Here is a 26691-nt window from a genome sequence, read left to right as displayed (position 1 = left end):
TCCGATGACTTGCGATGCCTGCGTGCGTGTTCTCCTCAACGCGGCACGGCGGCGGCCGACGCCGTCGTGAACCCGCAGCGCGCGGGCGCGACGGGATCGGCCATCCTGCTTTCGAATGCCAGATAAAGCGCCTCCTCGAGCACGTTCCAGTGCGGACCGTGCCGGTAAGGACCGGAACGCGCGTGCCAGCACGCGACGGTGTTCCAGTCGTTCATCTTGTAGGCGATGAGCGCGATCAAGCCCCACGGAAAGTCCGTGCCGGCGAGTTGCAGCCAGGTCTTGCCGTAGCGGTGCATCCATTGCGCGTAGACCGTCTCGTTCGATTGATCGGGCACGCGGATGCCCGACAGGATCGGGAAGATCTGCGCGACCTTCTCCGGATAAAAACTCGAGTCGCCGATCTGCTGCGTGCTCGCCCGGAAGCCCGACTGCGTGCCGCGCCAGAACACCTGCAGGATCGCGGCCGACAGCCGGTCGGCGCGATGGCTCCACGGACCCGCGTGCGCGTAGTCGGAGCGCCGGATGTAGTACTCGGCGAGCGCCTGCAGCGCACTGTGCACTTCGACGTTGTCCATCAGCAGCGCGACGTGCAGCGTCGGCGAGATCTGATAGACGCCCGTGCGCTTGTCGAGCAGCGTGTCGAGATGCGCGCTCGCGCGCGCGAGGCTGCGCGCCCAATTCGCAGGCATGCCGCTCGGCGGCGCGAAGCGGACGAGCAGTTCCATCCACGTGGCCATCATCGAGTCGTCCGCGTCGGCGTCCGCACAGGCGGCGTATTGGTTGTCCTTCACGCAGAAGCGGTCGAAGCCGCCGTCCGCGCGCTGGCGCGGCAGCAGCCACGCGATCCATGCGCGCGCGGCCTGGCGCGCGTCGAGCTGCGCATCGGCGGCGCCAAGGAGCGCCTTTGCGGCGAAATACGGATCGATGCCGGCGCCGTTCAGGCGCACTGTGATTGCGCCGTCGGGCCGCTGGTAGTAGCCGCTCAATTGCAATTCGGCGGCGTGCGCGCAAAGCGCGACGCCGCACATGGCAAGGGCTGCGACGCGCGATGCGCGGCGTAGCAGGAGACGGGCCGCCGCGTATGTGCGAGCGGCCCCGACGAGCGCGGGCCGGTTCATGATGTCGTGCGCGCTTCCGCGCGGTTGTGCTTCCGTGTCGCCGCCGGCGCGGCCGAAGCCGTGCCGGCGACGTGCTGCAAGAGCTACATCACTGCACCTTCGCACTCATGAACTTGAGGCTCGTGCCGGTGCCCGCGATCACGAGCCAGTTCGTCGCGTCGGTGCCGACGACGGTGGCCGCGCCTTGCGTGACGATCGGCTGCGCATACGCCGCCTTCGGCAACAGCCACGTCATGTTCGCGAGGCTCGCCGGATGGCTCGCCGCGAATGCCCAGCTGCCGCCCATGTCGGTCGCGGTCCACGTGACATTCAGCCGCGAGCGGTCGAAGTTCGTGATGTCGCTCATCGTGTACCACGTGAACTGGCCGAGCAGCTTCAGCGCGCTCGCCTGCGTGAAGATCGACGACAGCACGGTCGGGTAGAACGACGCGCCGTACGGGTGCGCGTAGATCAGCCGGCTCGTGCGGTTCGCGACGACGAAGTTGATGAGGTTCGTGTACCAGTTGACGATGTCCGTCGTCGACACGCCGTATTGCTGGAACTCCTCGAACGTCGCGTACTTGCCGAACGGCATCACCGGATATGACCACAGGCCCGGGTTCAGCAGCGCGCCGTTGCGATACGCGCGGGTCGGCTCGGAACCGGTGTGGCCGGTGAAGTAGTAGCCGTTGAAGCCGTTTGCTTCGAGCCAGTTCACGGACCAGGTCGGCGTGTTGCCTTCGGGCGCCGCGTATTCGACGTCGGGCTGACCGGTCGCCGTCATCACCGCCGCATGGTTCATCACCAGATACTGCTGGAACGTGCTCTGGTTCGTCTCGCTCGCGTACGCGCCCCAGTAGTCGTGGATCCATCCGCCGTGGCTGCCCACGTGATGCCCCTTCGTCAGGAAGTACTTGACGAGATTCAGCGCGGTCGAGTTGTAATCGAGGTTGATGCCGTTGCCGTCGCCGAACGTCGCTTCGTCCGGGCCCGCGGTGAACACGATCGAGAACGGGCCGTTCGTCCACACGCCGAGGCTCTTCAGGTACATCGCCGGCTGGATCTGGTCTTCCGCGCAGAAGTGCCAGTTGAACACGAGCCCCGCCTTCGCCTTCGGCAAATTCGACAGCGACGGCAGCTTCAGCAGGTTCGTGCCGAAGTAATGCAGGTAGCCGTGGATCAGCATTCCGTCGGTCTGGCCGTCGAGGTACGCGAGCGGCAGGTTAACGAACAGCACGCCGCCATTGCCGTACGTGTTGTAGCCGGACACGAGGCCGAAGTTCGGCGACGTCAGGATCGTCGTGCCCGTATACGTGCCTTGCGTGACGAAGCTCGGATACGTGAGAAAGCCGTACACGTAGCCCGAGATGCCTTCGAGCGTGTCGGTCAGCGCGCTGGTCGTCGCGAGCAGGGTGTTCGCCGTGGTCGTCGCGGTGGTCGCCAGCGAGCTCGCGGTGTACGTGCCCGATTTGACCGGCTTGCCGGTGACGAAGCCAGTCAGCTTCGGCGCGGTCGACGTGAACGCGCCCTTGCCGCCCTTCGGCAGCGTATAGCCGAACCACGCGCTGTGGTTGTAGCCCTTCAGGCCGCCCGGGTTCGACGGGCTCGCGGACAAGTACATCAGCATGCTCGACGTGGCCGTGCTCGTCGAGCCGGTCGCGGTGGACAGCAGCGCGCTCGTCGTCGCGGCCGCGGACGTCGTCGTCCACGCCATCGACTTGCCGGGCGGCACCTGGAGCGTGCGCAGCCAGCTGCTCATGCCGGTCACGTTGCCGAGGCCGATCATGTTGCCGAGCAGTTGGCTATACAGCACGTAGTCGACGCCGACCATCGAGCTGAAGCGCGACTTCGGATCCGGGTAGAAGCCAGCCGAATTCAGCACGCCGAAGTCATAGACGAGCATCACCTTGCCGCCGTTCAGCGCGTAGTTCTGGATCGCGGTGACGAGCGTGTCGTCGGCGACCGTGTGCACCTGGTCGGGCAGGATGAGCCCCGGATATTGCGACAGCGTCGCACCCGCCTGCATGAACTGGCTGTCCGTCATCACCTTGATCTGCAGCCCTTCCTCCTGCGCGCTGTCGAGCCATGCCGACACCCGCGGATCGGGCAGCGTGAGCGTATCCGGCACCAGCAACAGCAGTTGATTGGTGACCGCGCGCGCGATGCCCGGGCTAAACGCGAACGCGAGCGCGAACAACGCGAACACGACCCGCAAGAATTTGCCTGACTTTGCCAACATGATGCGCTCCTCTCTTCAGGGGAAGGGTGGCTCGAAACCCGCTGCGATGCGGCGACGCGCCGCCCGGCAGGCCGGTCCCGGCCTCGTGGATGTGATGGCCGTCCATCACGCCGGCGCGCTGTCCGGCGTCCTCCGATGACGGCGCCGCCTCGTATCAGGCGTAGCACTGCATTCGGACCTACCCCCCGGTAGAAGCGAGCTCCGTGCCATTTGCTTCGGATGCCCGAGCGACTGGGCTCTGCGGCCAATCGTGCGGGTCACCCCTGACGAAATCGGGCGAAATCGTCTCAGCGCCGATACGGAGAGGGTTCTTCTTATAGGCCGCTCACGGCGGCTCGCGCGTCAACGCGCCGCGCCAGCTCGCGCAATAGCTGTAGAGCGTGACGAGCAGCCCGATCAGGAGCGGCGCGCCGAGCACGAAATAGCAGAACGGCACGAACAAGAGCGAGCCGTGATAGATCACGACCGCGTGCAGCAGCAGCACGAACGGCAGCGCCAGCACGAAATAGCCGAGCACGAGCAACGACGCGAACGCCTTCTGCGCGAGCGAGAAATCGAGCGGATAGTAGAGCGCCGCCATCAGCAGCGGAATCAGCGCGATCGCCGCGGCGTTCATCACGAACACGTCTCGCAAATGAAGCGACGCGTCGTACGGGAACGTGCCCGGCATCGCCGCGCCGGACGCCGCGGAGCCGGACACGGCCGGTCCGTACATCGCCCGGAAATACAGGCAAATCATCAATTGCGAGAACGCGGCGATCCGGAGCAGGTATGCAACGGGCAGCCATTTCGTCCGACGAACGAACGTGGCGGCGAAGCCCGCCGTGCAGAACGCGGCGGTCGCGAACAACAGCGTGCCGCTCGGCATCCGCGCGACGAGATTGATCGACAGCAGCGGCACGCGCGGCGCGCGCGCCGGATAGCCGAGCACGACCGCGGTCAGCGACGGATCGAGCTCGCGCGCGCCCCATCCGATGACCGCACGCCAGTATCGCCACGCGTACGGCAGCGCGAGCCACAGCAGCGCGTACAGCGCGGGAGTGAGAAGCGCGATCGACGCGAGCCAGCGCCGCGGATGCGCGTGCGTGCGCAGCGAGCGATCGGCGGACGGCGGGACGGGATCGATATCCATGCGGCCCGCCCGTCACCACCGATAGAACACGCCGACTTCGCCGCCGATCCGCGAGTAGAACGGGTTGTGGTAGTAATCGAACTCGACCTGCGTGCCCCACTTGCGCGTGATCCAGTAGCGCCACTTCAGCGACATCTCGTGGCTGCGGAAATCGGTGATCTGCGCGTTGTTGCCGATCGCCTGATACGCCTCGCGGCCGAAACCGCCGCGCAGTACGATCACGCTCTTGCCGACCTCGCCGTACGTGACCGCGCCGTAATACGCGGGCGCCTTCACCGAGCCCGGCGAGTCGACCGTGTAGTTCCAGCCCGCCTCGAAGATCCACTTCGGCAGCGCGTACCAGATCGCGCCGAGGTGATAGAGCTGGTCGCGGTGACCGTTGCGGTTCCATGCGTAGCCCGCGCCCGCCGACAGCACGAGCGAACGGTTCGAGAGCAGCTTGCGGTTGATCGACAGATCGACGCGCGCGCTCGGCAGGATCGTGCCGGATGTCGTGCCCGCAAAGCCGATGCCGCCGAACCAGTCGGGCCCCATGTCCTGGACGTACGTGATCGCGCCGAGCTGCGTGGTCTCGCCGAAGCGGTGGAGCTGCGAGAGCTCGCCGATGACCGTGCGGCCGCCCGCCTGATAGAGGCCGCGCAGATGCACGCCGTACCAGTTGCCGTAGCCGTGCGTCAGATGCGCGGTCGAGTACGCGAGCGACAGCTCCGTATGCCGCTCCTGCGGCGCCTGGACGTGCGTGACGATCGCCTCCGGCAGCGTCGGCTGGTTCTCCTGGCTCGGCGTGACCTCGGCGAGCGGCCAGCCGTCGGGCATTCCTTCCGAGTCGACCTTCACGAGCGCCGTCTCGTCGAACTGACGCGGCACGATGACGAGCGGCGCAGCGGGCGGCGGCGCAAGCGGCGCCACGGGCTGCGGTGCGGGCTGCGTCACGGGCTGTGGTGCGGCCGCCGCGGCGATCACGGCCGGCGCGGGCGATTCGCCCGACGCGGCGGCCGGCGGCGCGGAGCGTTCGGCGGAAGCCGCGGCCGATGCATCGGTCGAGGCCGCGCGCGCAGGCGCTGCGCCGAACGCGCAGGCGCAGGCGAGCGCGAGCACGGCGAGTGGAACGGGCGGACTGCGGCGGCAACGAAGCGCATGCATGTCGATCTCCTTTTTATGACGCGTGATACCAGCCGCTGCGCCACGCGACGAGATCGCCGTGTACGCATGCATGGCCGACGACCGACACATCGCGCGCGCACGCGCTGACCGGATGATCGGCCGCGCCGATGCGCGCGCCCGTCAGCCGCAGCAGGCCGCCCGCCGACACGACGCCGTCGATGCAGCTCGCTTCGTCGAGCAGCACGTCGTGGCGCGCGAACACCGCGCCGTGCAGCAACGCATCGCACTCGAGCTCGACGCTGTGCGCCTTCACGCTGCCGAGCAGCACGCAACCCTCGCCGAGCGTCAGCCGGCCGTCGACGATCAGCGTGCCGTGCAGGATCGTGTGCGGCGGCAGGCGGACGTCGCGCTGCACCAGATAGCGGCCGTGCAGGACGCGGTGCGGCACGCCGGACAGGTGGCTCGTGATGGACATCGCGCGATGCGGCGTCAGCGCGCCGTCGCGGCCGAACGCGCGCGCGGTGCGGCCGAACACGATCGGCGTGCCGTGCAGATTCGCGAAGCCCCCGCAACCATGCAGGCGCACCGTCTGCCCGACCACCGCGCCGCGCACGAGCGTGTTGTCGATGTCGACGTTCGGCGCGTAAGCGAACCCGCCGAGCGTCGCGCCCGCGCGAATCTCGATGCGCTCCTCGGCGAACGCGTACGCGGCGTGCGAGCCCGCGCCGAGCGCGATCGTCCGGTCCGCGTACAGCACGCCGTCGCGCCGGTCGCCTCGCACGAGGCTAAGCGCATCGACATGCTCGACGCGCAAGCCGAGCGCCTGCCACGGCGGCGGCGCGTCGCCCTGCGCGGGCGGCTCGCCGCGCGCGTTCGCGCGCAGCGCGTCGAGCCACTGCGCGGCGCGGTGCGGATAGTCGACGCACGGGCCGTCGCCGATCGGCAGCGCGTCGACGTCGCTGCGCTTCACCAGTTCGTTCAGGAGCGGCAGGAACGGCAGGCCGAGCATCCCCGCCACCGGCATCATCACGTTGAAGGTCGTCATCGCTCATCGTCCCGGTTTCAGCGGCCGGCGAAAGCGCTCGGTCTTGTCCCAACGCAGCTCGCGACGCAGCAGCGCGTCGAGCGCGAGCCCCCACAGCGCGGCGACGACCGCCGCGATCGTCACGCAGAATCCGACGACGTTCACCGGCACGAGCCGCAATCGCGTCGCGCGGCCATCGAGGCGCGCCGCGACGACGATCTCGAAGAACACGCCGAAGTTGCCGAACGTGCTGAAGGCGAAGAGCGCGAACACGGACATGAGCAGGCCGAGCGTGAGCGAATCGATGCCGTTCATCAGATAGAGCGCGAGCGCGACGCCCCACGCGAGCGCGAGCAGCGCGGGCATCACGAACACGCCGAGCAGCAGCGCGCCGTCGAGGCGGCAGCGTCGTGACATCACCGTGCTGCGCAACAGCGGAATCAGGTAGCGGAACAGCGTCTGGTTGTGGCCCTTCGCCCAGCGGGTGAGCTGACGCGCGCGCACGGGCCAGCGCTCCGGCACTTCCTCGTAGCACTCCGCATGGTTCAGGTAGACGGTGCGCCAATCGCTCAGCAGCAGCCGGTACGTCATGTCGGTGTCTTCGGCGAGCGTGTCGTCACGCCAGCCGCCGACCGCGTCGAGCGCGCTCTTGCGGATCCCGCCGACCGTGCCGCCGTACTGCGGCACGAGGCCGAGGTTGTTGCGCGCCTGTTGATTGACCTGGTAGCCGCCTGCGCGCTCCAGATCGAGGAGGCGCGCCAGCAGATTGCGATCGGCGTTCTGCGGCACGACGCGGCCCATCACCGCGCCCACTTCCGGATCGAAGAACGGCGCGACCAGTTCCTTGAGCAGGCCCGGGCGCGGCAGATAGTCGGCGTCGAACACGACCATGATGTCGCCGCGGATCTCGCGCAGCGCGTCCTTCAGCGCCGCCGCCTTGCCCGGCTTGCCGCTCTCGCGGTGAAACGGCTTGATGAGCTCGGGCGCGAGCGGCTGCACTGCGTCGATCAGCGCGCGCGTGCCGTCGGTCGAGCGGTCGTTGACCGGGACGATCGTCAGCCGGTCGCGCGGGTAGGTCGTCGCGAGCAGCGCCATCAGGCAATCGACGACGACCGCCTCCTCGTTGTGCGCGGCGACGAACACGGTGATCTCCGGCCAGTCCGCGTGCGTGATCGCGCAGTACGGCGCCTGCTGCGGCTTGAACAGGCGATCGAGACTGAACACGTAGTGGCGCGCCGCGTAGAGGCAGGTCAGCAGCGCGAACACCCACAGATAGGCCGTGCACAACGCGACGGCGATGCCGCTGCCGGACTCGGACCGCGCGCCGGCGGCAGGCGGCCGGACGGCCGCGAACGGCGGTCGCGCAGCGTCGAACGACGCGGGCTCGGCGGGCGAAAACGCGACCGCCTCCGCGTTCGGCCGGCTCGGCTCGGCGAACGCGCGGACATGCATGGCTGCCTCTGCCGCGCGCATGAGCGGAACCGACGCGAGCGATGCGGACGCCGGCCGCATGGCGGTATCGCGCACGGTCAACGAGCACGCGAACACGATCAGCAGCAGCACGCATTCCACGCACAACGATATCGCCCGCCTGTTCTTCATGCTCGTGTCCCCGTGCCCGCGTCGGCAGCGGCTCGCGCTCGCCCCCCTCACGGACTTGCAAAAGGAAACCGGCGCCGAGTGCCGCGCGCGTGTCGCGCGCCGGCGCCCGTCGCGCCGCGTCGCATCGCGGAACATGCGCCGCGACGCCGGATTTCCGGTTTCCGGTTTCGTCACATCGGCCGTTCCTTTGGTGTGCTGTTGTCGATTCGCGTCGGAACGGGTCTGTGGTGGTTCAAAGCAAAGGACGAGCCATCGCGCGGGAACGACCGCACAGCAATGGTTTCGCGGCGAAGTCGGGGGCCGCGCGCCGGCTCGGGCGCAGCGTTTTGATTCACCGACGAATCAACGTCGGGGCAGCCGCCGGCCGGCACCGCCTCGCGCATCGCTCGGCAAAGGTCGCGTGCGTGCGCTCGCAAGCGTCCGCGCGCCGCCATGGCAATGCTCGTGCGCGAATCGACTTCGCCGTGCGCGCGGGCTTCGCCGCCACCGCAATCGATTGGCGCCTATGCGCGCCCGGCGCGCGTCTCCCGCATCCGCGCGAGCCGCCGCACGGCAGCGTTTCAGAATCGCAACATTTCGCGACGACGGCGGCGACGGCCCGCTTTCGGCCGGCCATGGCCGGGAAATCCCTGACGAAATACGCCGCGCGACAAGCGCGCCGCCGCCACGCTCGACGCTCGTGCGCGAGCGCCGGATCCAAGCGGCTCATAGGTTTTCGACGGACGCCGCCACCCATGCGCGCACAGCGCACCGCAGCCGCACGTACACGCCGCTTCGACGCGGCGCACAACGCGCGCGCGCCGCGCTGCGCAACGCGACCGGACGCCGTAACAGCGGCGAGACGTTCCGGCGCGTCGGAACGACGCATCGCGCCGCCCGGCATGGCTGCGACGACGCTGGTTTGAATATTGCTGAATGGTGAGCGACGCAGCGCGTCGCATGCGGCGCGCGCAGACGTCGCAGACGTGCGCGGCGCTCGACGCCGATCCCTGACATCACGAGGAGCGATTCATGACGTGACCGCCCAATCGCCACGGACCAGCCAGCCGGCCGCGACGCGATTCGCATGACGAATCGTTGCGGACACGCTGTGCGCGGACGTCGAAACACCGTCGCGTCGCGCGGCGGACCGCCGGCTCGAGCCTGACGGCACGACACGGTCCGCGCGCGCCGCTCGCTCGTACTCAAGCTTTGCGGCACGCGGCCGCTTCGCCGCGCGCCGGATCGACTGGAACAACCGCGAATCGGGGACCAAGATGAAGAAAATCTTGCTTGCGTTCGGCACTCGTCCTGAGGCCATCAAGATGGCGCCGCTCGTGCGTGCGCTGCAGGCGCGAGCCGACGTCGACGCGAAAGTGTGCGTGACCGCGCAGCACCGTCAGATGCTCGACCAGGTGCTCCAGCTGTTCGACATCGCGCCCGCGTACGACCTGAACCTGATGCGGCAGAGCCAGACGCTGACCGACGTGACGACGGGCATCCTTCAGACGATCGGCACCGTGTTCGATGATTTCGATCCGGATATCGTGCTCGTGCACGGCGATACGACGACGACGCTCGCGGTGAGCCTCGCCGCTTTCTACCGCTACTTGCCGATCGGCCACGTCGAGGCGGGGCTGCGCAGCGGCGACATCTGGTCGCCGTGGCCCGAGGAATTGAACCGGCGCGTGACGGATGCGGTGTCGTCCTGGCACTTCGCGCCGACCGAGCGCGCGCAGCACAACCTGTTCAGCGAAGGCGTGCCGACGGAAGGCGTCGTGCTGACCGGCAATACGGTGATCGATGCGCTGCACGACGTGAAGCACATGCTCGACGCCGACGCGCCGCTCGCACGCGAGATCGCCACGCAGTTTCCGTTTCTCGGCCGAGACGAGCGCGTCGTGCTGATCACCGGCCATCGGCGCGAGAGCTTCGGCGAGCCGTTCGCGCATTTCTGCGGCGCGCTGCGCACGCTCGCGCTCCGCTATCCGGACGTGCGCTTCATCTATCCGCTGCATCTGAATCCGAACGTGCAGAGACCCGCGCATTCGCTGCTCGACGGCCTGTCGAACGTTCATCTGATCGCGCCGCAGGAATATCTGTCGTTCGTGTTCCTGATGTCGCGCGCGCATTTCATCATCACCGATTCGGGCGGCATCCAGGAAGAAGGGCCCGCGCTCGGCAAGCCCGTGCTCGTCACGCGCGAGACGACCGAGCGGCCGGAGGCGATCCAGGCGGGCACCGCGCGGCTCGTCGGCACGAATACCGAGCGGATCGTCGGCGAGGCGTCGCGGCTTCTCGACGACGACGACGCATACGACGAGATGTCGCGCGCGACGAATCCGTACGGCGACGGCCATGCGAGCGAGCGGATCGTCCATGCGCTGCTGAACATGCCGTACGCGACCGCGACGACACGCTTCCCGCTCGCCGCCATCGAGGCGCCGTGCAATGCGCTCGCGCTCGGCCTGCACGCACTGAGGTCCGCGTGAACGTGATCGTCTGGCGGCACGCGGGCCGCGGCGTCTGCGCGAGCGCCCGGGCGGGCGAGGTCTGCGCGTGCGCACGCGGCTGCCATCCGGTGATCGGGCGGCGGCGGATCGCGTCGCTGCCCGGACGGATCGGCGGCGGATGCTGCGGATGCTGCTGCGGGCATGGGCCGCGCACGACGCAATGTCCGGCGGGGCGGTGTTGCCGGCAGCGGTGATGCGGGACGCGTGAGAGGGGGATGCGCGAGGCGCGGTGCGATGTGTCGTGACGCGCCGCGTATCGCTTGACGCAGCGATTCAGTGATTGGGTGATTGGGTGATTTGGCGATTGGGCGGCTCGACGCGACGCAAACGCGATCCCACGCGTGATCGTGCATACGCATGGATGCCGAACGAAACGCCGAAAGACGAGGGAAAATTCGCCGACGTCCCGTCCGTTGCGCCGGACGAGCGACAAGCGCCGCATGAAGAAGAACGCGGATGAAAGCGCCCGCCCGCGAGGGCGTTGCTGCGCTGTTCATCCGCGTCCGATGTGCGTTGGTAGGCTCGATTGGATTCGAACCAACGACCCCCACCATGTCAAGGTGGTGCTCTAACCAACTGAGCTACGAGCCTGTGTGAGGCGCGAATTATAGAGAGCCTCTCGCGGACGCACAAGCCCCTTTTGTAAAAATTCTTCGATCGATCGCGTGTCGCGACGGCGGCCGTGCGCGCGTGCGCCACGCAACCGCAACGCGCCCCGCCGGCCCCACGAAGCCCCTCGTTTTATCGACGTCGATTATGGGCCGGCCCAATTTCGGTGGATTTGACCTGCCCGCAGCGCACATCAACACTAGAACGCGCAGCGTGTCGCGCTCAGACGGCACCGCCTTTGCCCCAACCGGAGTCTTCATGCCGTCCATCGAAAACGCCCGCGCGCGCGGCGCCGCGAGTGCGCCGCCGCGCGCGAACCCGAGTTTCAGGAAGATCGTCGTCGCATCCGTGACAGGCAACGCGATGGAGTGGTACGACTTCTTCGTCTACGGCACCGCCGCCGCGCTCGTGTTCGGCAAGCTGTTCTTCCCCCCGGATGCGCCACCGCTCGTCGCGACGCTCGCCGCATTCGCGGCGTTCGCGCTCGGCTTCGTCGCACGGCCGTTCGGCGGCGTCGTGTTCGGACACGTCGGCGATCGCTACGGCCGCAAGACGTCGCTCGTCTGGACGCTGATGCTGATGGGTGCGTCGACGTTCGCAATCGGCCTGCTCCCCACCTACGCGCAGGCGGGCTTCTGGTCGCCTGCCGCGCTCGTCGCGCTGCGGCTGCTGCAGGGCGTCGCGTCAGGCGGCGAATGGGGCGGCGGCGTGCTGATGATCAGCGAAAGCGCGCCTGCCGATCGCCGAGGCTATTACGCGGCGTGGAGCCAACTGGGCGTCGGCGCCGGCTTCGTGCTGTCGTCGGCCGCGTTTCTCGCCGCGCAGGCGCTGCCGCACGATGCGTTCGTGCGCTGGGGCTGGCGCCTGCCGTTCGCCGCGAGCGTCGCGATCTTCGCGTTCGGTCTCTACGTGCGCCGCAGCTTGCCCGAGACGAAGGACTTCGAACGCGCGAGCGATCGGCGCGCGCCGCCGCACCTGCCCGTCGTCGAGGTGCTGAAGCGTCATCCGAAGGAAGTGCTGCTCGCGATGGGGCTGCGCGTCGCCGAAAACGGCAGCGCATACGTGTTCCTCGCGTTCTCGCTCGTCTACGGCAAATTCATCGGCATCCCGAATCAGGTGATGCTGACGGGCGTGATGTGCGCAATGGTCGTCGAGATGGCCGCGATGCTCGGCTGGGGCCGTCTGTCCGATCGCATCGGCCGCAAGCCCGTCTATCTGATCGGCGCGGCGGGCCTCGTCGCGGCCGCGTTTCCGTTCTTCTGGCTGATCGACACGCGCGAGCCGCGCTTCGTCTATCTCGCGCTCACGCTCGGCGCGGCCGTCAGCCACGGCGCGATGATCGGCACACTGCCCGCGCTCGTCGGCGAGCTGTTCAGCACCGAAGTCCGCTATTCGGGCGTCGCGCTCGGCCACGAGGTCGCTTCGATCTTCGCGGGCGGGCTGTCGCCCGTCGTCGCGACCGCGCTACTCGCCCGCTATCACGCCGCATGGCCGGTCTCGCTGCTGCTCGTCGCGATGGGCGGCATCACGCTCGTCACGCTCGCTTTCGTTCGCGAGACGCGCCACGTGCCGCGACGCACGGCCGACGCGAAGCCGGAAACCGCATGATGGCCGTCCGGCGCGCGCGCAGCATGTCGCGTCCGGCCGATGCGCGGTCGGGCGCGCGGCGCGCGCATGCTCGCAGAAGGCGCGGGTGTGCGGCGCTCGCGCCTTCGATGTTCGCGCCTTCGATGTTCGCGCCTTCGTCGTTTGCGCCTTCGTCGTTCGTACCTTCGTCGTTCGCGTCTTCGTTACTCGCGCCTTCGCTACTCGCGCCTTCGTCATGCGCGCGCTCGTCATTCATGCGCTCGTCACTCGCGCTTCACACCGAGCGCGCCGTCGAGCACCGGCGCGAGCCCGAGATGCACGAGCAGCGCGCCGAACTCGCTCAAGCGCCGCCGGACATAAGCGGGCACGTCGACCGCCGCGTAATCGTAGAAGCCCGCGCCCGACCGGATGCCGTCGCGCCCGGTCTCCATGTGGCGGCTCACGACGTCGGCCGGCTCGAAGCGCGGACCGATCTCGCGCGCGAGGTAATGCGACGCGTAATAGAGAATGTCGCAGCCGCCCCAATCGATGAACTCGAGCAGCCCCAGCACCGCGAACCGCAGGCCGAAACCGGTCCGGATCGCCTGATCGATCGCGTCCGCGCTCGCGACGCCCTCTTCGACCATCCGCGCCGCCTCGTTCATCGCGAGCACCTGGATGCGCGGCACGATGTAGCCTGGCGACGGCCCGCAGACGACCGGCCGCTTGCCGATCCGCTCGAGCAGCGCGCTCAGCAGCGCGACGGCCGCGGAGTCGGTCGCGTCGCCGCGACTGATCTCGACAAGCGGCATCAGATGCGCCGGATTCAGCCAGTGCGCGTTCAAGAGGCGCGCCGGATGCGCAACGCATCGCTGCAAGTCGGTGACGAGAAACGTCGACGTCGTGGATGCGATCACCGCGTCCGCGCGCAGATGCGCGTCGGCCCATTCCAGCGCGGCGGACTTCCCGTCGAGCACTTCCGGCACCGCTTCGAACAGCACATCGCAGGTCGAGAGCCCCGCGCTCGCGGCGGCGCGATCGACGACGTCGATGCGCGCGAGCACTTGCGCCGTCTGCTGCGGCGTGAGCCCGCACAGCGCGGTCAACGCATCCAGTTGGCAGCCGATGGCCGTGCGCGCGGCGGCGGCGAACGCCACCCGCGCCGCCGCGTCGCGTGCCTTGAAGTCGATCAGCGTCACATGCAGGCCGGCGAACGCGAAAGCAAGCGCGATGCCCTGCCCCATGCGTCCGGCGCCCAGCACGTGCACGCGCGACACGTCGGCGGCATTCATGCCGACCACCCGTCGCGCAGCCGCGCGGCAAGCGCATCGCGCGTCGCATCCGCGAGCCCGAGTCGCTCGAGCGTGCGGCCCTCGCGATACAGGTCGCGTTCCGCGACCACGCTCGCGATGCTCAGCAGGCCCTGCGCGACAGGCGTCGGCACGCCGGCCCAGCGCCCGCACGACACGATGAACGACAAGCCGAGCCGCGTGTCTTCGAGCATGTAACGATGCGTCCTCAGATCGATCGCCTCCCGCCAGTCGCCGCTGTCCGTCAGCTTGCCGTGCGCGCCGCGGCCGTACATCCATTCGTCGCCGTCGGCCGCGTAGTGATCCGCGAGCGGGAAATGCGGCGCGCGATAGCCGAGCGCCGAGCGCAACGCGATCCGCTCGGCATCGAGCGCGTTCGTCACGCGCCGGATCGACGGCTGCGTGCCTTCGTTGTGGATGTCCCACGCGTCGAAGTGTTCGAGCGGCCCCGCGTTCATCATGATGAGCGGCGGATGAATCACCGGCCCCGCGTTCGTCAGCGCGGCCGACAGCGCGTCCTCGACGGGCTCGATCGACGGATAGCCGGCCTTCAGCACGTCGAACGCCCAGTCGGCCGCGCTCGCCGGGAGCACGCCCGTCGGCAGCCGCGTCGCGTAGGCGCTGATCACGACGTCGCGCTCGCCGTGCTTGCGCACGAGATAAGGGAGCGTGCCCGTCTCCGCGAACGCGACGCGGCTGCGATTGCCCGCCGATGCGAGCGCCTGCGCGAACACGCAGCTGCCGAACGTGCCGGGCGGCAGATAGACGACCTGGCCGTCCGCGAGCAGCGGCGCGATCTCCGCGGACAGCGCGTCGTGCGTCGTCGCGGGCAGCGGGATCACGATAAGGCGCGCGTCGCGCAGCGCATCGGCGAGATCGCCGACGACGCGGATCGCGTCGCGCGCGTCGCCGAGCGCGATCGTGCGCTCGCCGTGCCAGTCCCTCACGTTCAGTCCGCCCAGTGCGCGCAACCTCGCGGCCGCCTCCGCGTCGCGGCGCCACCACGTCACGTCGTGCCCTTTTTCGAGCAGATCGATTGCCGCTGCATGGCAGCCGTGACCTCCGCCCAGTACGCATACCTTCATGTCCACCTCCGGATGTGCAATGCAGTCGAAGTTACGCGCAACGCCGCACGCCGTCGCTTCGATGCGCGCAACGGCAATACGATTCCGGCAAGCACGTGCCGCGCACGGCGTCGCGCCGGTTGTCACGGCAAATTGTCCCGCCGATCATCGTCTCCCGCTTGACGCCCTTCGTCACGAGGCCCGCCATGGATATCGCGATTCCCCGCAGCAACGGCAACCGGCTCCGCGCATTGCGCGCGCGCGAAGACGTCGAGCGCGAAGTGTCGCGGCTGCTCGGGCCGCATCGGATGGAAGCGGCCGCGCGCGATCTGCCGCGCGCGGAGCTGTTCGACATCGCGCTCGATCGCGGCGGCCTGCTCGAGCTCTGCTACGGCGATGCAGCGCGCATCGACATCGACGGCGACGCCGCCCAGTTCCTGTTCCGGCTGACGCTCGCGGGGCACTGCGAACTGCGGGCAGGCCGCGAACGCACGGCCGTCACGCGCGGCGGGTTGAGCGTCTCGTCGCCCGCTCGGGCAAGCCGCATCGAAACGAGTCGCGATTGCCGCAGTCTGCTGCTGCGGCTCGATCGCGCGGCGCTGGAACTCAAGCTCGCCAACCTGCTTCAGGCGACGCCGCGCGCGCCGCTGTTGTTCGAGCTGTCGGTCGACGCCGCGCACCGCGGCGCGGGCGTCGTGCGCGACATGCTCGGCCAACTGTGCCGATGGTGCGCGGAGCCCGATACGACCGCCGCGCGATCGATGCTCGGGCCCGACCTCACGCAATGGCTGATGACGATGCTGCTGACCCTGCTGCCGCATTCGTATAGCGACGCGCTCGCGCGCGGCGTTCGCCGCCCGCTGCCCGCGCACGTGCGCCGCGCGCGCGACCATGCCGATGCGCACCTCGGCGAGCCGTTGCCGCTCGCTGCGCTCGCGCGCGCGGCCGGCGTGTCGCCGCGCACGCTGCAGAACGGCTTCGCGCAGTTCCTGCAGACATCGCCCGCCGCCTATGTGCGCGAGCAGCGATTGTCGGCGGTCCACGACGCGTTGCTGCGCGCGCCCGGGCGCTCCGTCGCGGACGTACTGATCGAGCACGGGGTGCATAGCTTCGGGCACTTCGCGAAAGCGTATGCGCGGCGCTTCGGGCATCCGCCGTCGGAGACCGGTGTGGGTGCGGGTGGCGCGCCCAGAGCCGACGCCCCGGCAACCGGCCCGTCGAAGCCCGCGGCCGCCGAGCCCGGCCGCCACGCATCCCGCGGGCGGCAGCCATGAACCGCCCCATCGCCACGGCAACGCTCGAATCGATCCCGTCCGCCGCGCCCGCCGCCGACGCCACCGATTCGCTGCGCGTGCAGGACCTCGATCTCAATCTGCTGAAGACATTCCGCGCGGTGTACGTCGAGCGGCATGTCGGCCGCGCGGCGCTGCGGCTCGGCGTCACGCAGCCGTCGGTCAGCTACGGGCTCGGCCGGCTGCGCCTGATGTTCCGCGACGCGCTGTTCGTGCGCACCGGCACCGGCGTCGAGCCGACGCCGCGCGCGCGCCGTCTCGCCGCGTCGGTCGACAAGGCGCTCGCGATCCTGCAGGACGTGCTCGACGAAGGCACGCGCTTTCTGCCCGACACCACGCAGCGCGTATTCCGGCTGCACATGAGCGACTTCGCGGCGAGCGCGTTCCTGCCGACGCTCCTGCAGGTGCTCGACGCGCGCGCGCCCGGCGCGGTCATCGAGACGCTGCACGTCGACGAGCCGCAGCTCAACGTCGCGCTCGAGTCGGGCCGGATCGATTTTGCGCTCGGCCACTATAGCGACGCGTCGAGCCACTTCCAGCGCACCGCGCTGCTGCAGGAACGCTGCGTGCTGCTGATGTCGCGCCGCGCGGCCGCGCGTCTCGCGCTCGGCGACGATTTCGTGCTCGATGCCGATGCGCCGCCGCATCTGCGGCTCGTCGCCGTCACGTCGCATTCGCAATCGATGCGGCTCCTCGACCGGCTCGGGCTGATGCCGCGCGTACGCGCCGCGCTGCCCGACTTCATGGTGATTCCCGCGATCCTGCTCGATTGCGACTATGCGGTGATCGTGCCGCGCACGATCGCGCGCACGTTCGCGGCGCGCGATGCGTGCGCGATCTATCCGATCGCCGGCGCGCAGGCGTGGACCGTCAACGCGTACTGGCATCGTCGCTTCGACGCCGACCCCGGCCATCGGTGGCTGCGCGCGCTGCTGTCCGAGCTGTTCGACATCGGCGCGCGCGAGCCTTTTGACGCGTGGCTCGCGCCCGTCGCGTCGTCCGCCTCGTGTGCGCCGCACGCGGACTGCGATTAGAACGACGTCATCACACCCGCGACGATCGAGCTCGCGGTCGCGCCCGGCTTCGCGACGGGCACGCCGCCGCCCGCCGCGCCGTTGATGGTGAACGTCGCGTGCGCGCCGTTGCGCACCATCGCCGCGCCCGTATAAAGCACGGTCCGCTTCGACAACGGATAGTCGAGTCGGACTCCGTACGAATCGGCGTTGCCCTCGCTGTCGGCGGCCTTCCGGTAATGGCCGTAGCTGACGAGCAGCGACGCGCGGCCGAGCGGGATCGTCGCGTCGAGCTCATACAGGTCGTGGTGCGGATACGCGCTCGCACCGTCGACGACGGCGGGCACGTCCGGCCCGCCGCGATGCCGCATGTAGAGGAACGCGAGCTTCATGAACGCGAAGTCGTACGAGACTGCGCCGAGCGCGTAGTTGCCTGCCGCGACGGGACTTGTCGCGGACAGCGACGCCGCGCTCGCCGGACTGAAGCGCTGCACCATGTAGTCGACGTCGATCGACAGCGGCCCTCGCGCGTAATTGATCCCGGCGCCGTACGTATCGCCGAGCGACGACGGTTGGCCCGACGCGCCGCTCGCCCCGCGCGACGCGGTCGCGCGCAGCAGGAAGTCGCCGATGCGCGGCGACGTGTAGCGCAGTCCGTTGTGCGTGCGCAGGAACGCCGGCCCGACGAAATTGTTCGACGCATTGCCCCACGCGAGTCCCGCCGCGTATCCGGGCAGGCTGTACGTGACGAACGTCGTGTGCACGATCGTGTAGAGCTCGCCCGCCTGCAGCCCGCCGAACGGACCGATGACGCCGACCCACGCTTCGCGGCCGAACAGCGCGCCGCCGTTGCCGAGCGTACCGTTCGCCGAGTTGAAGCCGTTCTCGAGCTTGAAGATCGCCGAGTAGCCGCCGCCGAGATCCTCGACGCCCTTGAGGCCCCATTGCGACGCGAACAGATTGCCGCTGCCCATGCGCGTCACGTGTCGCGGCCCCATGTTCGCGAATTCGATCGCGGTATCGATGCGACCGTACAGCACCACGCTCGATTGCGCGAACGCGGGCATCGCCGCGGCCGCGCTCAACAACGACGCAAGCCATTTCCAGTTGTTCATTCGTGCCGTCCCGTAGAGATTGTCCGAGGCGCGCGCCGCGCGCCGAGCGTTCGCCGCGAGTGCGCGCGAACGAGGAATGCCAAGCCGGGGGCGAGTCTAGGAAGGCCAATATCCGGCGTCGATCGAACGGGCTTTATAAGCTTTATAGATGCGGCTCATGACGCGGCGCCCGGCCCGCCGCGCGGGGCGTGGGCGCGCGGCCGGCGGGGCGGGGCCTGGGAATTTCTTTAGGCGGATCGGTAAATGTCCGTGTCGTGCGGCTGTCACTCCGGCTAGGTGCGCGGAATTTGGTTGACTACGCTGCCCTCCGATCGCGCGGCACACAGCGCGGGATTCCGTCCATTCGTCTCCGGAGAAACCGCATGACCGCTCCCCCCGCCGCCCCTTCGATCGCACGACGCTATACGTACGAGTGGTACGTCGTCGTGATCTGCATGCTCGCGTACGTGTTCTCGTTCGTCGACCGCCAGGTGCTCGTGCTGATGATCGAACCGATCAAGCGCGACCTGCAGCTCACCGACACGCAGTTCAGCCTGCTGAACGGCTTCGCGTTTTCGCTGTTCTACGCGTTCATGGGGATGCCGATCGCCTACCTCGCGGATCGCTACGCGCGGCCGCGCATCATCGCGGCCGGCATCGCGCTGTGGAGCCTCGCGACCGCCACGTGCGGCCTCAGCCGGCACTTCCTGCACATGTTCGTCGCGCGGATGGGCGTCGGTGTCGGCGAAGCGGCGCTGTCGCCCGGCACATACTCGATGCTCGCCGACTATTTTCCGAAAGAGAAACTCGGCCGCGCGGTGGCCGTCTACTCGCTCGGTTCGTTCATCGGCGGCGGCGTCGCGTTTCTCGTCGGCGGTTATGTGATCGCGCTCCTCAAGCATGCGTCGGCGTTCACGCTGCCGCTCGTCGGCGACGTGCACGCGTGGCAGGTCACGTTCCTGATCGTCGGCCTGCCCGGGCTCGCCGTCGCGCTCCTGTTCGCGCTCACCGTGCGCGACCCTCAGCGCAAGGAGCTCGCGCACGATCGCTCGGGCGTCGTGATGCGGCTGTCGACTGCGGATGCGCTGCGCTTCGTCGGCAAGCACCGCGCGACCTTCTTCTGCCATTACGCCGGGTTTTCGTTCTATGCGATGGCGCTCTACTGCCTGTTGAGCTGGACGCCCGCGTTCTACATCCGCCATTTCGGCCTCACGCCGGTCGAGGCGGGCTACACGCTCGGCACGGTGCTGCTCGTCGCGAACACGACGGGCGTGTTCTGCGGCGGCTGGCTCAACGACTGGCTGCTGCGGCGCGGCTATGCCGATGCGCCGATGCGGGCGGGCTGCATCGGCGCGCTGTGCATGCTCGCGCCCGCCGCCGCGTTCACGCAGGTCGACCATCTCGGCACGTCGCTCGCGCTGCTCGTCGTCGCGATGTTCTTCGCGTCGTTTCCGATGCCGACGTCGACCGCCGCGATGCAGACGCTCGCGCCGAACCAGCTGCGCGCGCAGATCTCCGCGCTGTTCCTGCTCGTGTCGAATCTGATCGCGCTCGGGATCGGCACGACGATCGTCGCGCTGATCACCGACAAGGTGTATCGCACGCCGCTCGCGGTCGGCGATTCGATGGCGATCGTCAATCTCGCGGCCGCGACGCTCGCGGCGGGCCTGCTCGGGATCGGCTGCCGGCGGTATCGCGCGAGTCTCGAACGCGAGCGCGCGACGCGGCTCGCGGCGATGCGCGAGGCGCCGAGCGAAGCCGCGGCGATGACGACGACGCCGGGTTCGCCGGCGGGTTGATGCGCAACATCCGGACGGCGGCGCGAGCGCGGGGAACTCGGCATGCGCATCGCGACGCCGTCGAGATATCCGCACCATTTATTCATCATCGTGATTTCTATTGATTTGTCTTATTTATCCAATTCGCCGATCCTGCTTCGCAACGCCATGCCGGGTGCGCCGCGCGATACGCAATCGCGTCGCGCGGCGATCGATCCGATGCGACTCCGCGCGTGCGAAGTGCGAGTGCGCAGTGCGAATGCCGAACGCCGGATGGGCCGATTCCACGGTCACGCCCGGGCGTCCACGCCGCACGCGTGGCCATGACGAACCCTCCGCGCGCGTCGCCGGCGAATCCTCCGGCGTTCGGAGCAATCGTTCAGTCCTTCTCATCAACCGTTCACGTTCATCGAGTGACATGAAAACTCTGCAACCCTCCTACGACTACATCGTGATCGGCGGCGGCTCGGCAGGCTGCGTGGTCGCGGCTCGTCTGATCCAGCAGAAAGCGGGAACCGTCCTGCTGCTGGAAGCGGGCGGCGCCGACAGCAATCCGTTTCACGCGATCCCCGGCGCCGTCGTCAAGGTGTTCCAGCGGAAATCGTGGCCGTACATGACCGAGCCGCAGCGCCACGCGAACGACCGCTCGCTGATCATCGCGCAAGGACGCGTGCTGGGCGGCGGCAGTTCGGTGAACGGCATGATCTACATCCGCGGACAAGCCGCGGACTACGACGACTGGGCAACCGAATGGGGCTGCACCGATTGGCGCTACCGCGACGTGCTGCCCTACTTCCGCAACGCGGAAGCCAACGAAAGCCTCGGCACGGAATTTCATGGCCAGCAAGGGCCGCTGCCCGTCAGCGAGAACCGCTACCGCCATCCGCTGACGGGCGCCTTCGTGCGCGCCGGCCAGGAAATCGGGCTGCCTTACGTCAACGATTTCAACGGCGCGTCTCAGCGGGGCATCGGCTATTACCAGACGACGACGCACAACGGCGAGCGCGCGAGCACCGCGCGCACCTACCTGAAATCGGTCCGCGACGACGCGCGCCTGACGATCGCGACCGGCGCGCTCGTTCACCGCATTCTCGTCGAGCAGGGACGCGCGGTCGGCGTCGCGTTCGGCGAGCGCGGCTCGGCGCCGATCACGATCGGCGCGCGCAAGGAAGTCGTGCTGAGCGCCGGCGCGATCGGCAGCCCGAAGGTGCTGATGCTGTCCGGAATCGGCCCGCATGACCATCTGTCCGACCTCGGCATCGAGACGATCGCCGATCTGCCGGTCGGCAAGAATTTTCACGATCACCTGCACCTGTCGGTCCAGGCGTCGATCCGCACGAAAACCAGCTTGCTCGGCGCGGACCAGGGACTCGCGGCGCTCGGTCACTTCCTTCAGTGGCGGTGCTTCCGCAGCGGCCTGCTGACGAGCAACATCCTCGAAGGCGGCGCGTTCATCGACAGTCTCGGCACGGGCCGCCCCGACATTCAGTTGCACTTCCTGCCGCTTCTCGACAATTTCGACAATACGCCCGGCGAAAAACCGCCTGCGAGCGAACACGGCATCACCGTGAAAGCAGGACATCTTCAGCCGAAATCGCGCGGTCGCGTCCTGCTGCGCAGCACCGATCCGGCCGATCTGCCGCGAATCGACGCGAATTTCCTCAGTCATCCCGACGACCTGTCCGGGCAGATACGCGCTGTCCGGGCGGGGCTGGACATACTGGCCGCGCCGGCGCTCGGCGCCCACGTCCGCGAAATCGTCGCGCCGTCGCGGCTCGAGCGCGACGACGATCGAGCGCTCGAAGCGTTCGTTCGACAGAACGTCAAGACTGTCTATCACCCCGCCGGTTCCTGCCGGATGGGCACGGACCCCGCATCGTCGGTCGTCGACCAGGCGCTGCGCGTGCATGGCGTCGCCAACCTGCGCGTCGTCGATTGCTCGATTTGCCCGCAGGTGCCGAGCGGCAACACCAACGCGCCTTCGATCATGATCGGAGAGCGCGGCGCCGATCTGCTGCTCGGCCACAAGGCGCCTTCTCCGTCCGCCGAGTGCGTCGGCTGAGCGTGCGCCGCTTCCCCCCCTCCAATCACTGAACAGGACTCGATCGACATGAGCGACATCCCACTTCTTCCCGAGGTGTTCCGGTTCCTCACGCAGGATCATGCGCATTTCGTCGGCGGCGCATCTCGCGCCGGCGCATCGGACCATCGTATCGCGATAACCAACCCGGCGACCGAGCAGACGATCGCCCACGTGCGCAACGCGGACGCGGCCGATGTCGACGCCGCCGTCGCCGCCGCGAAGGCGGCGTTCCACGGCGCCTGGCGCGATACGTCTGCGGGCCGGCGCGCCGAGATCCTGAACCGGCTCGCCGATCTCATCGAACAACACGGCGAGGAAATCGCCCAACTCGAAACGCTCTGCTCGGGCAAGCACATCCACGTATCGCGCGCGATCGAAGTCGCGCAAAGCGCGACGTTTCTCCGCTATTACGCCAGCTGGGCGACCAAGATCAACGGCGAGACGATCGCGCCGTCGCTGCCGTCCCGCGCGGGCGAGCGCTACACGGCGCTGACGTTTCGCGAGCCGGTCGGCGTCGTGGCCGGCATCGTTCCGTGGAATTTCTCGGTGATGATCGCCATCTGGAAGATCGCGTCCGCCCTCGTCACGGGTTGCACGGTCGTCATCAAGCCGAGCGAATTCAGCCCGCTGACGCTGCTGCGTCTTGCCGAGCTCGCGACCGAGGCCGGCGTGCCGCCCGGCGCGCTGAACGTCGTCAACGGCGACGGCAACGTCGGCCGCATGCTGATCGACCACGCGGACGTCGCCAAAGTGTCGTTCACCGGCTCGGTGGCGACCGGCATTCGCGTCGGCACGCAGGCGATCGGCGCCAATCTGACCCGCGCGACGCTCGAACTAGGCGGAAAGAATGCGGCCGGCTTTCTCGAGGACGTCGACGTCGACGACGCGGTGAGCGGACTGCTGACGGCGGGGTATACGCATCAAGGGCAGATCTGCGCGTCGCCGGAACGCGTGTACGTGCATCGTTCGAAGCTCGACGAAGTGCTCGAGAAGGTCAAGACGGGATTGCAGGCGATCCGCGTGGGCTCGCCGCTCGATGAATCCGTGGCGTTCGGGCCGCTCGCGAACAAGCCGCACCTCGACAAGATCCTCGGCTATTTCGACTGGGCGCGGGAAAACGGCGAGGTCGTATTCGGCGGCCGCCGCGTCGACCGCCCCGGTTATTTCGTCGAGCCGACGGCCGTGCTCGCGAAGCATCGCGACGACCGGCTGCTGCATGAGGAAACGTTCGGCCCCGTCATCAGCTTTCTGCCGTACGACACCGACGACGAGCTCGTCAGCCTGTTCAACGACACGCCGTTCGGCCTGACCGCAAGCCTGTGGACCAACAATCTCTCGAAGGCGCTACGGCTGATTCCCCGGATCGAAGCGGGCACGCTGTGGGTCAACATGCACACGTTCCTCGATCCGGCCGTGCCGTTCGGCGGCGTCAAATCGTCTGGGCTCGGACGCGAGTTCGGCAGTGCGTTCATCCACGACTACACGGAATTGAAGTCCGTCATGATCCGCTACTGACGCGGCGGCCGGTTGCCGCGCGACGCCGCGCCGAAGCGGCGCGCACGGGACGGCCCGGCTCGCGCGCGAGCTTCGTCCTTTTCGTTCCTTTTGCCCACCTCGCCCTTCCTGCGCCGCTTCTCGTCGCCTCGCACGCCGCCTCGTTTCCGGCGGCGACGGCCGCGCTTGCGCCCTTCACCTTCCGAACCCGGACAGCCGCCAACGCGCACCCGATCCGGCAATCACTCGAGCCCAGATTAAATCAGTGGCACTTATCCATTCAACCGTTTTTCATCAATTTGCCTGATTCAATTACGCAGCTTATCCTGCTTTTGCCGAATCGCGCGGCTTCGCCGCACGTGCGGCGCGCGTCTCACTCCATCAACGGATTCCCCATGCAAGCGAGTTTCCATCTAGCCCGGGTCGATGCGCTCCAGGACGAGGCGCAGGACATCCGCTCCTTTCGCATCTCGCGCGTCGACGGCCTGCCGTTCGACGCATACGAGCCCGGCGCGCACATCGACGTGACGAGCCCATCCGGCGTCACCCGCCAATATTCGCTGTGCGGCGACCCCGCGCAGCGCGCCTCGTATCAGTTCGCAGTAAAGAAGGAGTTGCGCTCGCGCGGCGGCTCACGCTCGCTGCACGACGACGTTCGCGTCGGCACCGAGCTCGCGGTCGGCACGCCGCGCAATTTGTTTCGGATCGCCGACGATGCGCGCGCGCACCTCCTGATCGCCGCCGGCATCGGCGTGACGCCGCTGTTGTCGATGGCCTACCGGCTCGTCGAGCGGCGCGCGCCGTTCCGGCTGCATTACTTCGTGCGCAGTCGCGCGCATGCGGCGTTTTTCGAGCGGCTGTCGAGCGAGCCGTTCGCGCCGCACGTCGCGCTGCACGTCGGCATCGAGCCGCCCGATCTCGCCGCGGCGCTCGACGCGTGCGTCACCGACGCCGCCCCCGGCACGCATCTCTATACGTGCGGCCCCGCGCCGTTCATGGATCAGGTCGTCGCGCGCGCGGCCGTGCGCATCGACGAAACCGCGATCCATCTCGAACGCTTCGCGGCCGAGCCGCCGCTGCCCGTCGCTGAAGGCGACGCATTCGAAATGCGGCTGCAGCGCAGCGGACGATCGATTCGCGTCGACGACAGGACGTCGATCGTCGACGCGCTCGCGTCGATCGGCGTCGAGGTCGACACGTCGTGCGGCGAAGGCGTGTGCGGCACCTGCATGGTGCCCGTCGTGAGCGGCGAGCCCGATCATCGCGACCACTGCCTGAGCAGGGCGGAGCGCGCGAGCAACAAGGTGATTTGCTGCTGCGTGTCGCGCTCGCGGTCGCCGGTGCTCGTGCTCGATCTTTGACGCCGCTTGTTCAGGGGGCCTTCGTTTTTTGCATCGTTCGCGCCGTTCGCGTCGCTTCGGTTGTCCAGCTCGCGTGACGTCGCGCGATATCGAATTGCATCGGACTGCCGATCTGCGCCCGCCCGACATCCCGAACACGCGCGCCTCCGCCGCACGTCCAGTCGATGCCCGCGCACCCTCCATCGCGCATCGGCGATCGAATACAAGCGGTTTGGTCCGCTGAATTGAAAAACGCCGCCGGTCAAACACCGCTCGACGAGCGCTACGCACTCGGACCAGTCGTCCGCGCCGAGCCGGCACGCAACCGCACGCGACCCAAACCGCCCAGCCGCTCGACCGCGCCCCCGCCCAACACTGCCGCCCCCCCTCAAGCCTCGTCGAAATGCTCGACGATCCCCGCCATCAGATCGCGCATCCACGCGATGCCCGCGTCGTCGTCGAAATGCTCGTGCCAGTGCATCGTCACCGGCACCGCGGGCAGCGGCACCGGCAGCGCATAGATCCGGAACGCGTCGCCGCGATTGAGGATCTGCGCGAGCCGCTTCGGCAGCGTCGCGTACAGATCCGTGACGCTCAGGATGCCCGGCAGCGCGACGAAGTGCGGCACTTCGAGCGCGATGTTGCGGCCGACGCCTTGCGCGCGCAGCGCATCGTCGAGCGCGTGATGGCTGTGCTCGACCGACATTACCTGTACGTGCGACGCCTGCAGGAACTGCTCGAGGCCGAGCGCGGCGGCCTTCGGCAGGCCGCGCCGCCGCCCCGTCATGCACACGTAGGTCTCTTCGAACAGCAGCCGGTGCCGGGTGCGCGGCATCAGCGCCGGCAGATTGCCGATCGCGAAGTCGAGCCGGCTCGATCGCAGCGCGTCCTCGATCTCGTCGACGGGCATCGGCCGCACGGCAAGCTTCACGCGCGGCGCACGCTCGTGCAGCGCGCGGCAGATCGCAGGCAGATACGCCATCTCGCCCGCGTCGGACAGCGACACCCGGAACGTGCGCGTGCTGACGGCGGGATCGAAGCTCTCCGCATAGCGCAGCGCCTCGCGCACCGTGTCGAGCGCGCGCCCGACGATGGTCGCGAGTTCGAGCGCGATCGGCGTCGGCTGCATGCCCGCGCGCGTGCGGATGAAGAGCGGATCGTCGAACAGCGTGCGCAGGCGGCCGAGCGAATAGCTGACGGCCGGCTGCGACAGCGCGAGCCGCTCGCCCGCCTTCGTCAGGCTGCGCTCCTCGACGATCGCCTGGAACACGCGCAGCAGGTTCAGATCGAGATGATCGATGGACGTCACGGCCGCCTCCTGAAAATTCATCGCATTTATGAATAGATAGATTTTAGAT

At 68.3% G+C, this 26691-nt stretch carries 21 protein-coding genes and 1 tRNA gene; 11 read left to right on the top strand and 11 right to left on the bottom strand.

Annotated features, from left to right (window positions below; genetic code table 11):
• Nucleotides 1–35: 35 nt before the first annotated feature.
• The 6 genes from BG90_RS21835 to BG90_RS21810 all read right to left on the bottom strand — a co-directional run bounded on the left by BG90_RS21835 (nucleotide 36) and on the right by BG90_RS21810 (nucleotide 8108).
• A complete protein-coding gene (locus BG90_RS21835) occupies nucleotides 36–1118 on the bottom strand; it encodes a hypothetical protein (RefSeq protein ID WP_025990379.1) in 1083 nt (360 codons plus the stop codon).
• A gap of 88 nt (nucleotides 1119–1206) precedes the next feature.
• Nucleotides 1207–3336 (bottom strand): polysaccharide deacetylase family protein, encoded by a 2130-nt coding sequence (locus BG90_RS21830; protein WP_025990380.1) that lies wholly within the window; start codon nucleotides 3334–3336, stop codon nucleotides 1207–1209.
• Nucleotides 3337–3661: 325 nt separating this feature from the next.
• Nucleotides 3662–4468, bottom strand: a complete 807-nt coding sequence (locus tag BG90_RS21825; RefSeq protein ID WP_010120599.1) for a hypothetical protein — start codon at nucleotides 4466–4468, stop codon at nucleotides 3662–3664.
• Between the two features lie 12 nt (nucleotides 4469–4480).
• On the bottom strand, nucleotides 4481–5611 hold the full coding sequence (locus BG90_RS21820; protein WP_045568389.1) for a YaiO family outer membrane beta-barrel protein: 1131 nt from the start codon (nucleotides 5609–5611) through the stop codon (nucleotides 4481–4483).
• Between the two features lie 13 nt (nucleotides 5612–5624).
• Nucleotides 5625–6617: a polymer-forming cytoskeletal protein gene (locus tag BG90_RS21815; protein ID WP_010122894.1), complete on the bottom strand. Its 993-nt coding sequence runs from the start codon at nucleotides 6615–6617 to the stop codon at nucleotides 5625–5627.
• 3 nt (nucleotides 6618–6620) lie between these two features.
• Entirely contained in the window at nucleotides 6621–8108 is a 1488-nt protein-coding gene (locus BG90_RS21810; RefSeq protein WP_232355308.1) for a glycosyltransferase family 2 protein, read from the bottom strand.
• On the opposite strand from BG90_RS21810, the gene BG90_RS37445 reads away from it, so the two are divergent.
• Both BG90_RS37445 and wecB read left to right on the top strand, forming a co-directional pair.
• Complete coding sequence (locus BG90_RS37445; protein ID WP_232289025.1) at nucleotides 8047–9120, top strand: hypothetical protein; 1074 nt, start codon at nucleotides 8047–8049, stop codon at nucleotides 9118–9120. The genes BG90_RS21810 and BG90_RS37445 overlap by 62 nt on opposite strands.
• A 334-nt stretch (nucleotides 9121–9454) precedes the next feature.
• The gene (gene wecB / locus BG90_RS21805; protein WP_010122890.1) at nucleotides 9455–10669 is read left to right on the top strand and encodes a non-hydrolyzing UDP-N-acetylglucosamine 2-epimerase; all 1215 of its coding nucleotides are present in this window, start codon (nucleotides 9455–9457) and stop codon (nucleotides 10667–10669) included.
• A gap of 535 nt (nucleotides 10670–11204) precedes the next feature.
• On the opposite strand, the gene BG90_RS21800 is transcribed toward wecB, so the two are convergent.
• Nucleotides 11205–11281, bottom strand: a tRNA-Val gene (locus BG90_RS21800).
• A 276-nt stretch (nucleotides 11282–11557) separates the two neighbouring features.
• On the opposite strand from BG90_RS21800, the gene BG90_RS21795 reads away from it, so the two are divergent.
• Together BG90_RS21795 and BG90_RS38080 are read left to right on the top strand one after the other, a co-directional pair.
• Nucleotides 11558–12907 carry an MFS transporter gene (locus tag BG90_RS21795; RefSeq protein WP_010122888.1) on the top strand — a complete coding sequence of 450 codons (1350 nt, stop codon included), beginning with the start codon at nucleotides 11558–11560 and terminating at the stop codon, nucleotides 12905–12907.
• A gap of 39 nt (nucleotides 12908–12946) precedes the next feature.
• Nucleotides 12947–13246 carry a pentapeptide repeat-containing protein gene (locus BG90_RS38080; RefSeq protein ID WP_414629726.1) on the top strand — a complete coding sequence of 100 codons (300 nt, stop codon included), beginning with the start codon at nucleotides 12947–12949 and terminating at the stop codon, nucleotides 13244–13246.
• On the opposite strand, the gene BG90_RS21785 is transcribed toward BG90_RS38080, so the two are convergent.
• Both BG90_RS21785 and BG90_RS21780 read right to left on the bottom strand, forming a co-directional pair.
• On the bottom strand, nucleotides 13150–14157 hold the full coding sequence (locus BG90_RS21785; RefSeq protein ID WP_038802209.1) for a 3-hydroxybutyryl-CoA dehydrogenase: 1008 nt from the start codon (nucleotides 14155–14157) through the stop codon (nucleotides 13150–13152). The genes BG90_RS38080 and BG90_RS21785 overlap by 97 nt on opposite strands.
• Nucleotides 14154–15260: an NAD/NADP-dependent octopine/nopaline dehydrogenase family protein gene (locus tag BG90_RS21780; RefSeq protein WP_025990612.1), complete on the bottom strand. Its 1107-nt coding sequence runs from the start codon at nucleotides 15258–15260 to the stop codon at nucleotides 14154–14156. Before BG90_RS21780 ends, BG90_RS21785 begins: the two co-directional genes overlap by 4 nt.
• 185 nt (nucleotides 15261–15445) lie before the next feature.
• Here BG90_RS21780 and BG90_RS21775 point away from each other — a divergent pair, with 185 nt between their 5' ends.
• Entirely contained in the window at nucleotides 15446–16513 is a 1068-nt protein-coding gene (locus BG90_RS21775) for an AraC family transcriptional regulator (protein ID WP_010122883.1), read from the top strand.
• Nucleotides 16510–17565: a LysR family transcriptional regulator gene (locus BG90_RS21770; RefSeq protein WP_010122882.1), complete on the top strand. Its 1056-nt coding sequence runs from the start codon at nucleotides 16510–16512 to the stop codon at nucleotides 17563–17565. The genes BG90_RS21775 and BG90_RS21770 overlap by 4 nt, the downstream gene beginning before the upstream one ends.
• On the opposite strand, the gene BG90_RS21765 is transcribed toward BG90_RS21770, so the two are convergent.
• Complete coding sequence (locus BG90_RS21765; RefSeq protein ID WP_010122880.1) at nucleotides 17562–18659, bottom strand: porin; 1098 nt, start codon at nucleotides 18657–18659, stop codon at nucleotides 17562–17564. The genes BG90_RS21770 and BG90_RS21765 overlap by 4 nt on opposite strands.
• 362 nt (nucleotides 18660–19021) lie before the next feature.
• Between BG90_RS21765 and BG90_RS21760 the strand changes: the two genes are divergently transcribed.
• The 5 genes from BG90_RS21760 to BG90_RS21745 all read left to right on the top strand — a co-directional run bounded on the left by BG90_RS21760 (nucleotide 19022) and on the right by BG90_RS21745 (nucleotide 25354).
• Nucleotides 19022–20437: a spinster family MFS transporter gene (locus tag BG90_RS21760; RefSeq protein ID WP_010112451.1), complete on the top strand. Its 1416-nt coding sequence runs from the start codon at nucleotides 19022–19024 to the stop codon at nucleotides 20435–20437.
• A gap of 42 nt (nucleotides 20438–20479) precedes the next feature.
• A complete protein-coding gene (locus BG90_RS35500; RefSeq protein WP_124072360.1) occupies nucleotides 20480–20743 on the top strand; it encodes a hypothetical protein in 264 nt (87 codons plus the stop codon).
• A gap of 91 nt (nucleotides 20744–20834) precedes the next feature.
• On the top strand, nucleotides 20835–22478 hold the full coding sequence (locus tag BG90_RS21755; RefSeq protein ID WP_010122878.1) for a GMC family oxidoreductase: 1644 nt from the start codon (nucleotides 20835–20837) through the stop codon (nucleotides 22476–22478).
• A 48-nt stretch (nucleotides 22479–22526) separates the two neighbouring features.
• Nucleotides 22527–24014, top strand: a complete 1488-nt coding sequence (locus tag BG90_RS21750) for an NAD-dependent phenylacetaldehyde dehydrogenase (RefSeq protein ID WP_010122877.1) — start codon at nucleotides 22527–22529, stop codon at nucleotides 24012–24014.
• Nucleotides 24015–24388: 374 nt separating this feature from the next.
• Nucleotides 24389–25354 (top strand): PDR/VanB family oxidoreductase, encoded by a 966-nt coding sequence (locus BG90_RS21745; RefSeq protein WP_010122876.1) that lies wholly within the window; start codon nucleotides 24389–24391, stop codon nucleotides 25352–25354.
• A gap of 367 nt (nucleotides 25355–25721) precedes the next feature.
• Here BG90_RS21745 and BG90_RS21740 read toward each other — a convergent pair whose 3' ends face one another.
• Entirely contained in the window at nucleotides 25722–26642 is a 921-nt protein-coding gene (locus BG90_RS21740) for a LysR family transcriptional regulator (RefSeq protein ID WP_010122875.1), read from the bottom strand.
• Nucleotides 26643–26691: the final 49 nt, after the last annotated feature.

Source organism: Burkholderia oklahomensis C6786 (assembly GCF_000959365.1).
GTDB classification, from domain to species: Bacteria; Pseudomonadota; Gammaproteobacteria; order Burkholderiales; family Burkholderiaceae; genus Burkholderia; species Burkholderia oklahomensis.
Note: the sequence above shows the minus strand (reverse complement) of the source record. Positions and strands in the feature narration are given on the sequence as shown.

Bases quoted from the DNA above. Each gene is read 5' to 3' on its own strand.
- BG90_RS21835 (WP_025990379.1), bottom strand. From the start codon at position 1,118: ATGAACCGGCCCGCGCTCGTCGGGGCCGCTCGCACATACGCGGCGGCC.
- BG90_RS21830 (WP_025990380.1), bottom strand. From the start codon at position 3,336: ATGTTGGCAAAGTCAGGCAAATTCTTGCGGGTCGTGTTCGCGTTGTTC.
- BG90_RS21825 (WP_010120599.1), bottom strand. From the start codon at position 4,468: ATGGATATCGATCCCGTCCCGCCGTCCGCCGATCGCTCGCTGCGCACG.
- BG90_RS21820 (WP_045568389.1), bottom strand. From the start codon at position 5,611: ATGCATGCGCTTCGTTGCCGCCGCAGTCCGCCCGTTCCACTCGCCGTG.
- BG90_RS21815 (WP_010122894.1), bottom strand. From the start codon at position 6,617: ATGACGACCTTCAACGTGATGATGCCGGTGGCGGGGATGCTCGGCCTG.
- BG90_RS37445 (WP_232289025.1), top strand. From the start codon at position 8,047: ATGGCTGCCTCTGCCGCGCGCATGAGCGGAACCGACGCGAGCGATGCG.
- BG90_RS21810 (WP_232355308.1), bottom strand. From the start codon at position 8,108: ATGCGGCCGGCGTCCGCATCGCTCGCGTCGGTTCCGCTCATGCGCGCG.
- wecB (WP_010122890.1), top strand. From the start codon at position 9,455: ATGAAGAAAATCTTGCTTGCGTTCGGCACTCGTCCTGAGGCCATCAAG.
- BG90_RS21795 (WP_010122888.1), top strand. From the start codon at position 11,558: ATGCCGTCCATCGAAAACGCCCGCGCGCGCGGCGCCGCGAGTGCGCCG.
- BG90_RS38080 (WP_414629726.1), top strand. From the start codon at position 12,947: ATGCGCGGTCGGGCGCGCGGCGCGCGCATGCTCGCAGAAGGCGCGGGT.
- BG90_RS21785 (WP_038802209.1), bottom strand. From the start codon at position 14,157: ATGAATGCCGCCGACGTGTCGCGCGTGCACGTGCTGGGCGCCGGACGC.
- BG90_RS21780 (WP_025990612.1), bottom strand. From the start codon at position 15,260: ATGAAGGTATGCGTACTGGGCGGAGGTCACGGCTGCCATGCAGCGGCA.
- BG90_RS21775 (WP_010122883.1), top strand. From the start codon at position 15,446: ATGGATATCGCGATTCCCCGCAGCAACGGCAACCGGCTCCGCGCATTG.
- BG90_RS21770 (WP_010122882.1), top strand. From the start codon at position 16,510: ATGAACCGCCCCATCGCCACGGCAACGCTCGAATCGATCCCGTCCGCC.
- BG90_RS21765 (WP_010122880.1), bottom strand. From the start codon at position 18,659: ATGAACAACTGGAAATGGCTTGCGTCGTTGTTGAGCGCGGCCGCGGCG.
- BG90_RS21760 (WP_010112451.1), top strand. From the start codon at position 19,022: ATGACCGCTCCCCCCGCCGCCCCTTCGATCGCACGACGCTATACGTAC.
- BG90_RS35500 (WP_124072360.1), top strand. From the start codon at position 20,480: ATGCGCATCGCGACGCCGTCGAGATATCCGCACCATTTATTCATCATC.
- BG90_RS21755 (WP_010122878.1), top strand. From the start codon at position 20,835: ATGAAAACTCTGCAACCCTCCTACGACTACATCGTGATCGGCGGCGGC.
- BG90_RS21750 (WP_010122877.1), top strand. From the start codon at position 22,527: ATGAGCGACATCCCACTTCTTCCCGAGGTGTTCCGGTTCCTCACGCAG.
- BG90_RS21745 (WP_010122876.1), top strand. From the start codon at position 24,389: ATGCAAGCGAGTTTCCATCTAGCCCGGGTCGATGCGCTCCAGGACGAG.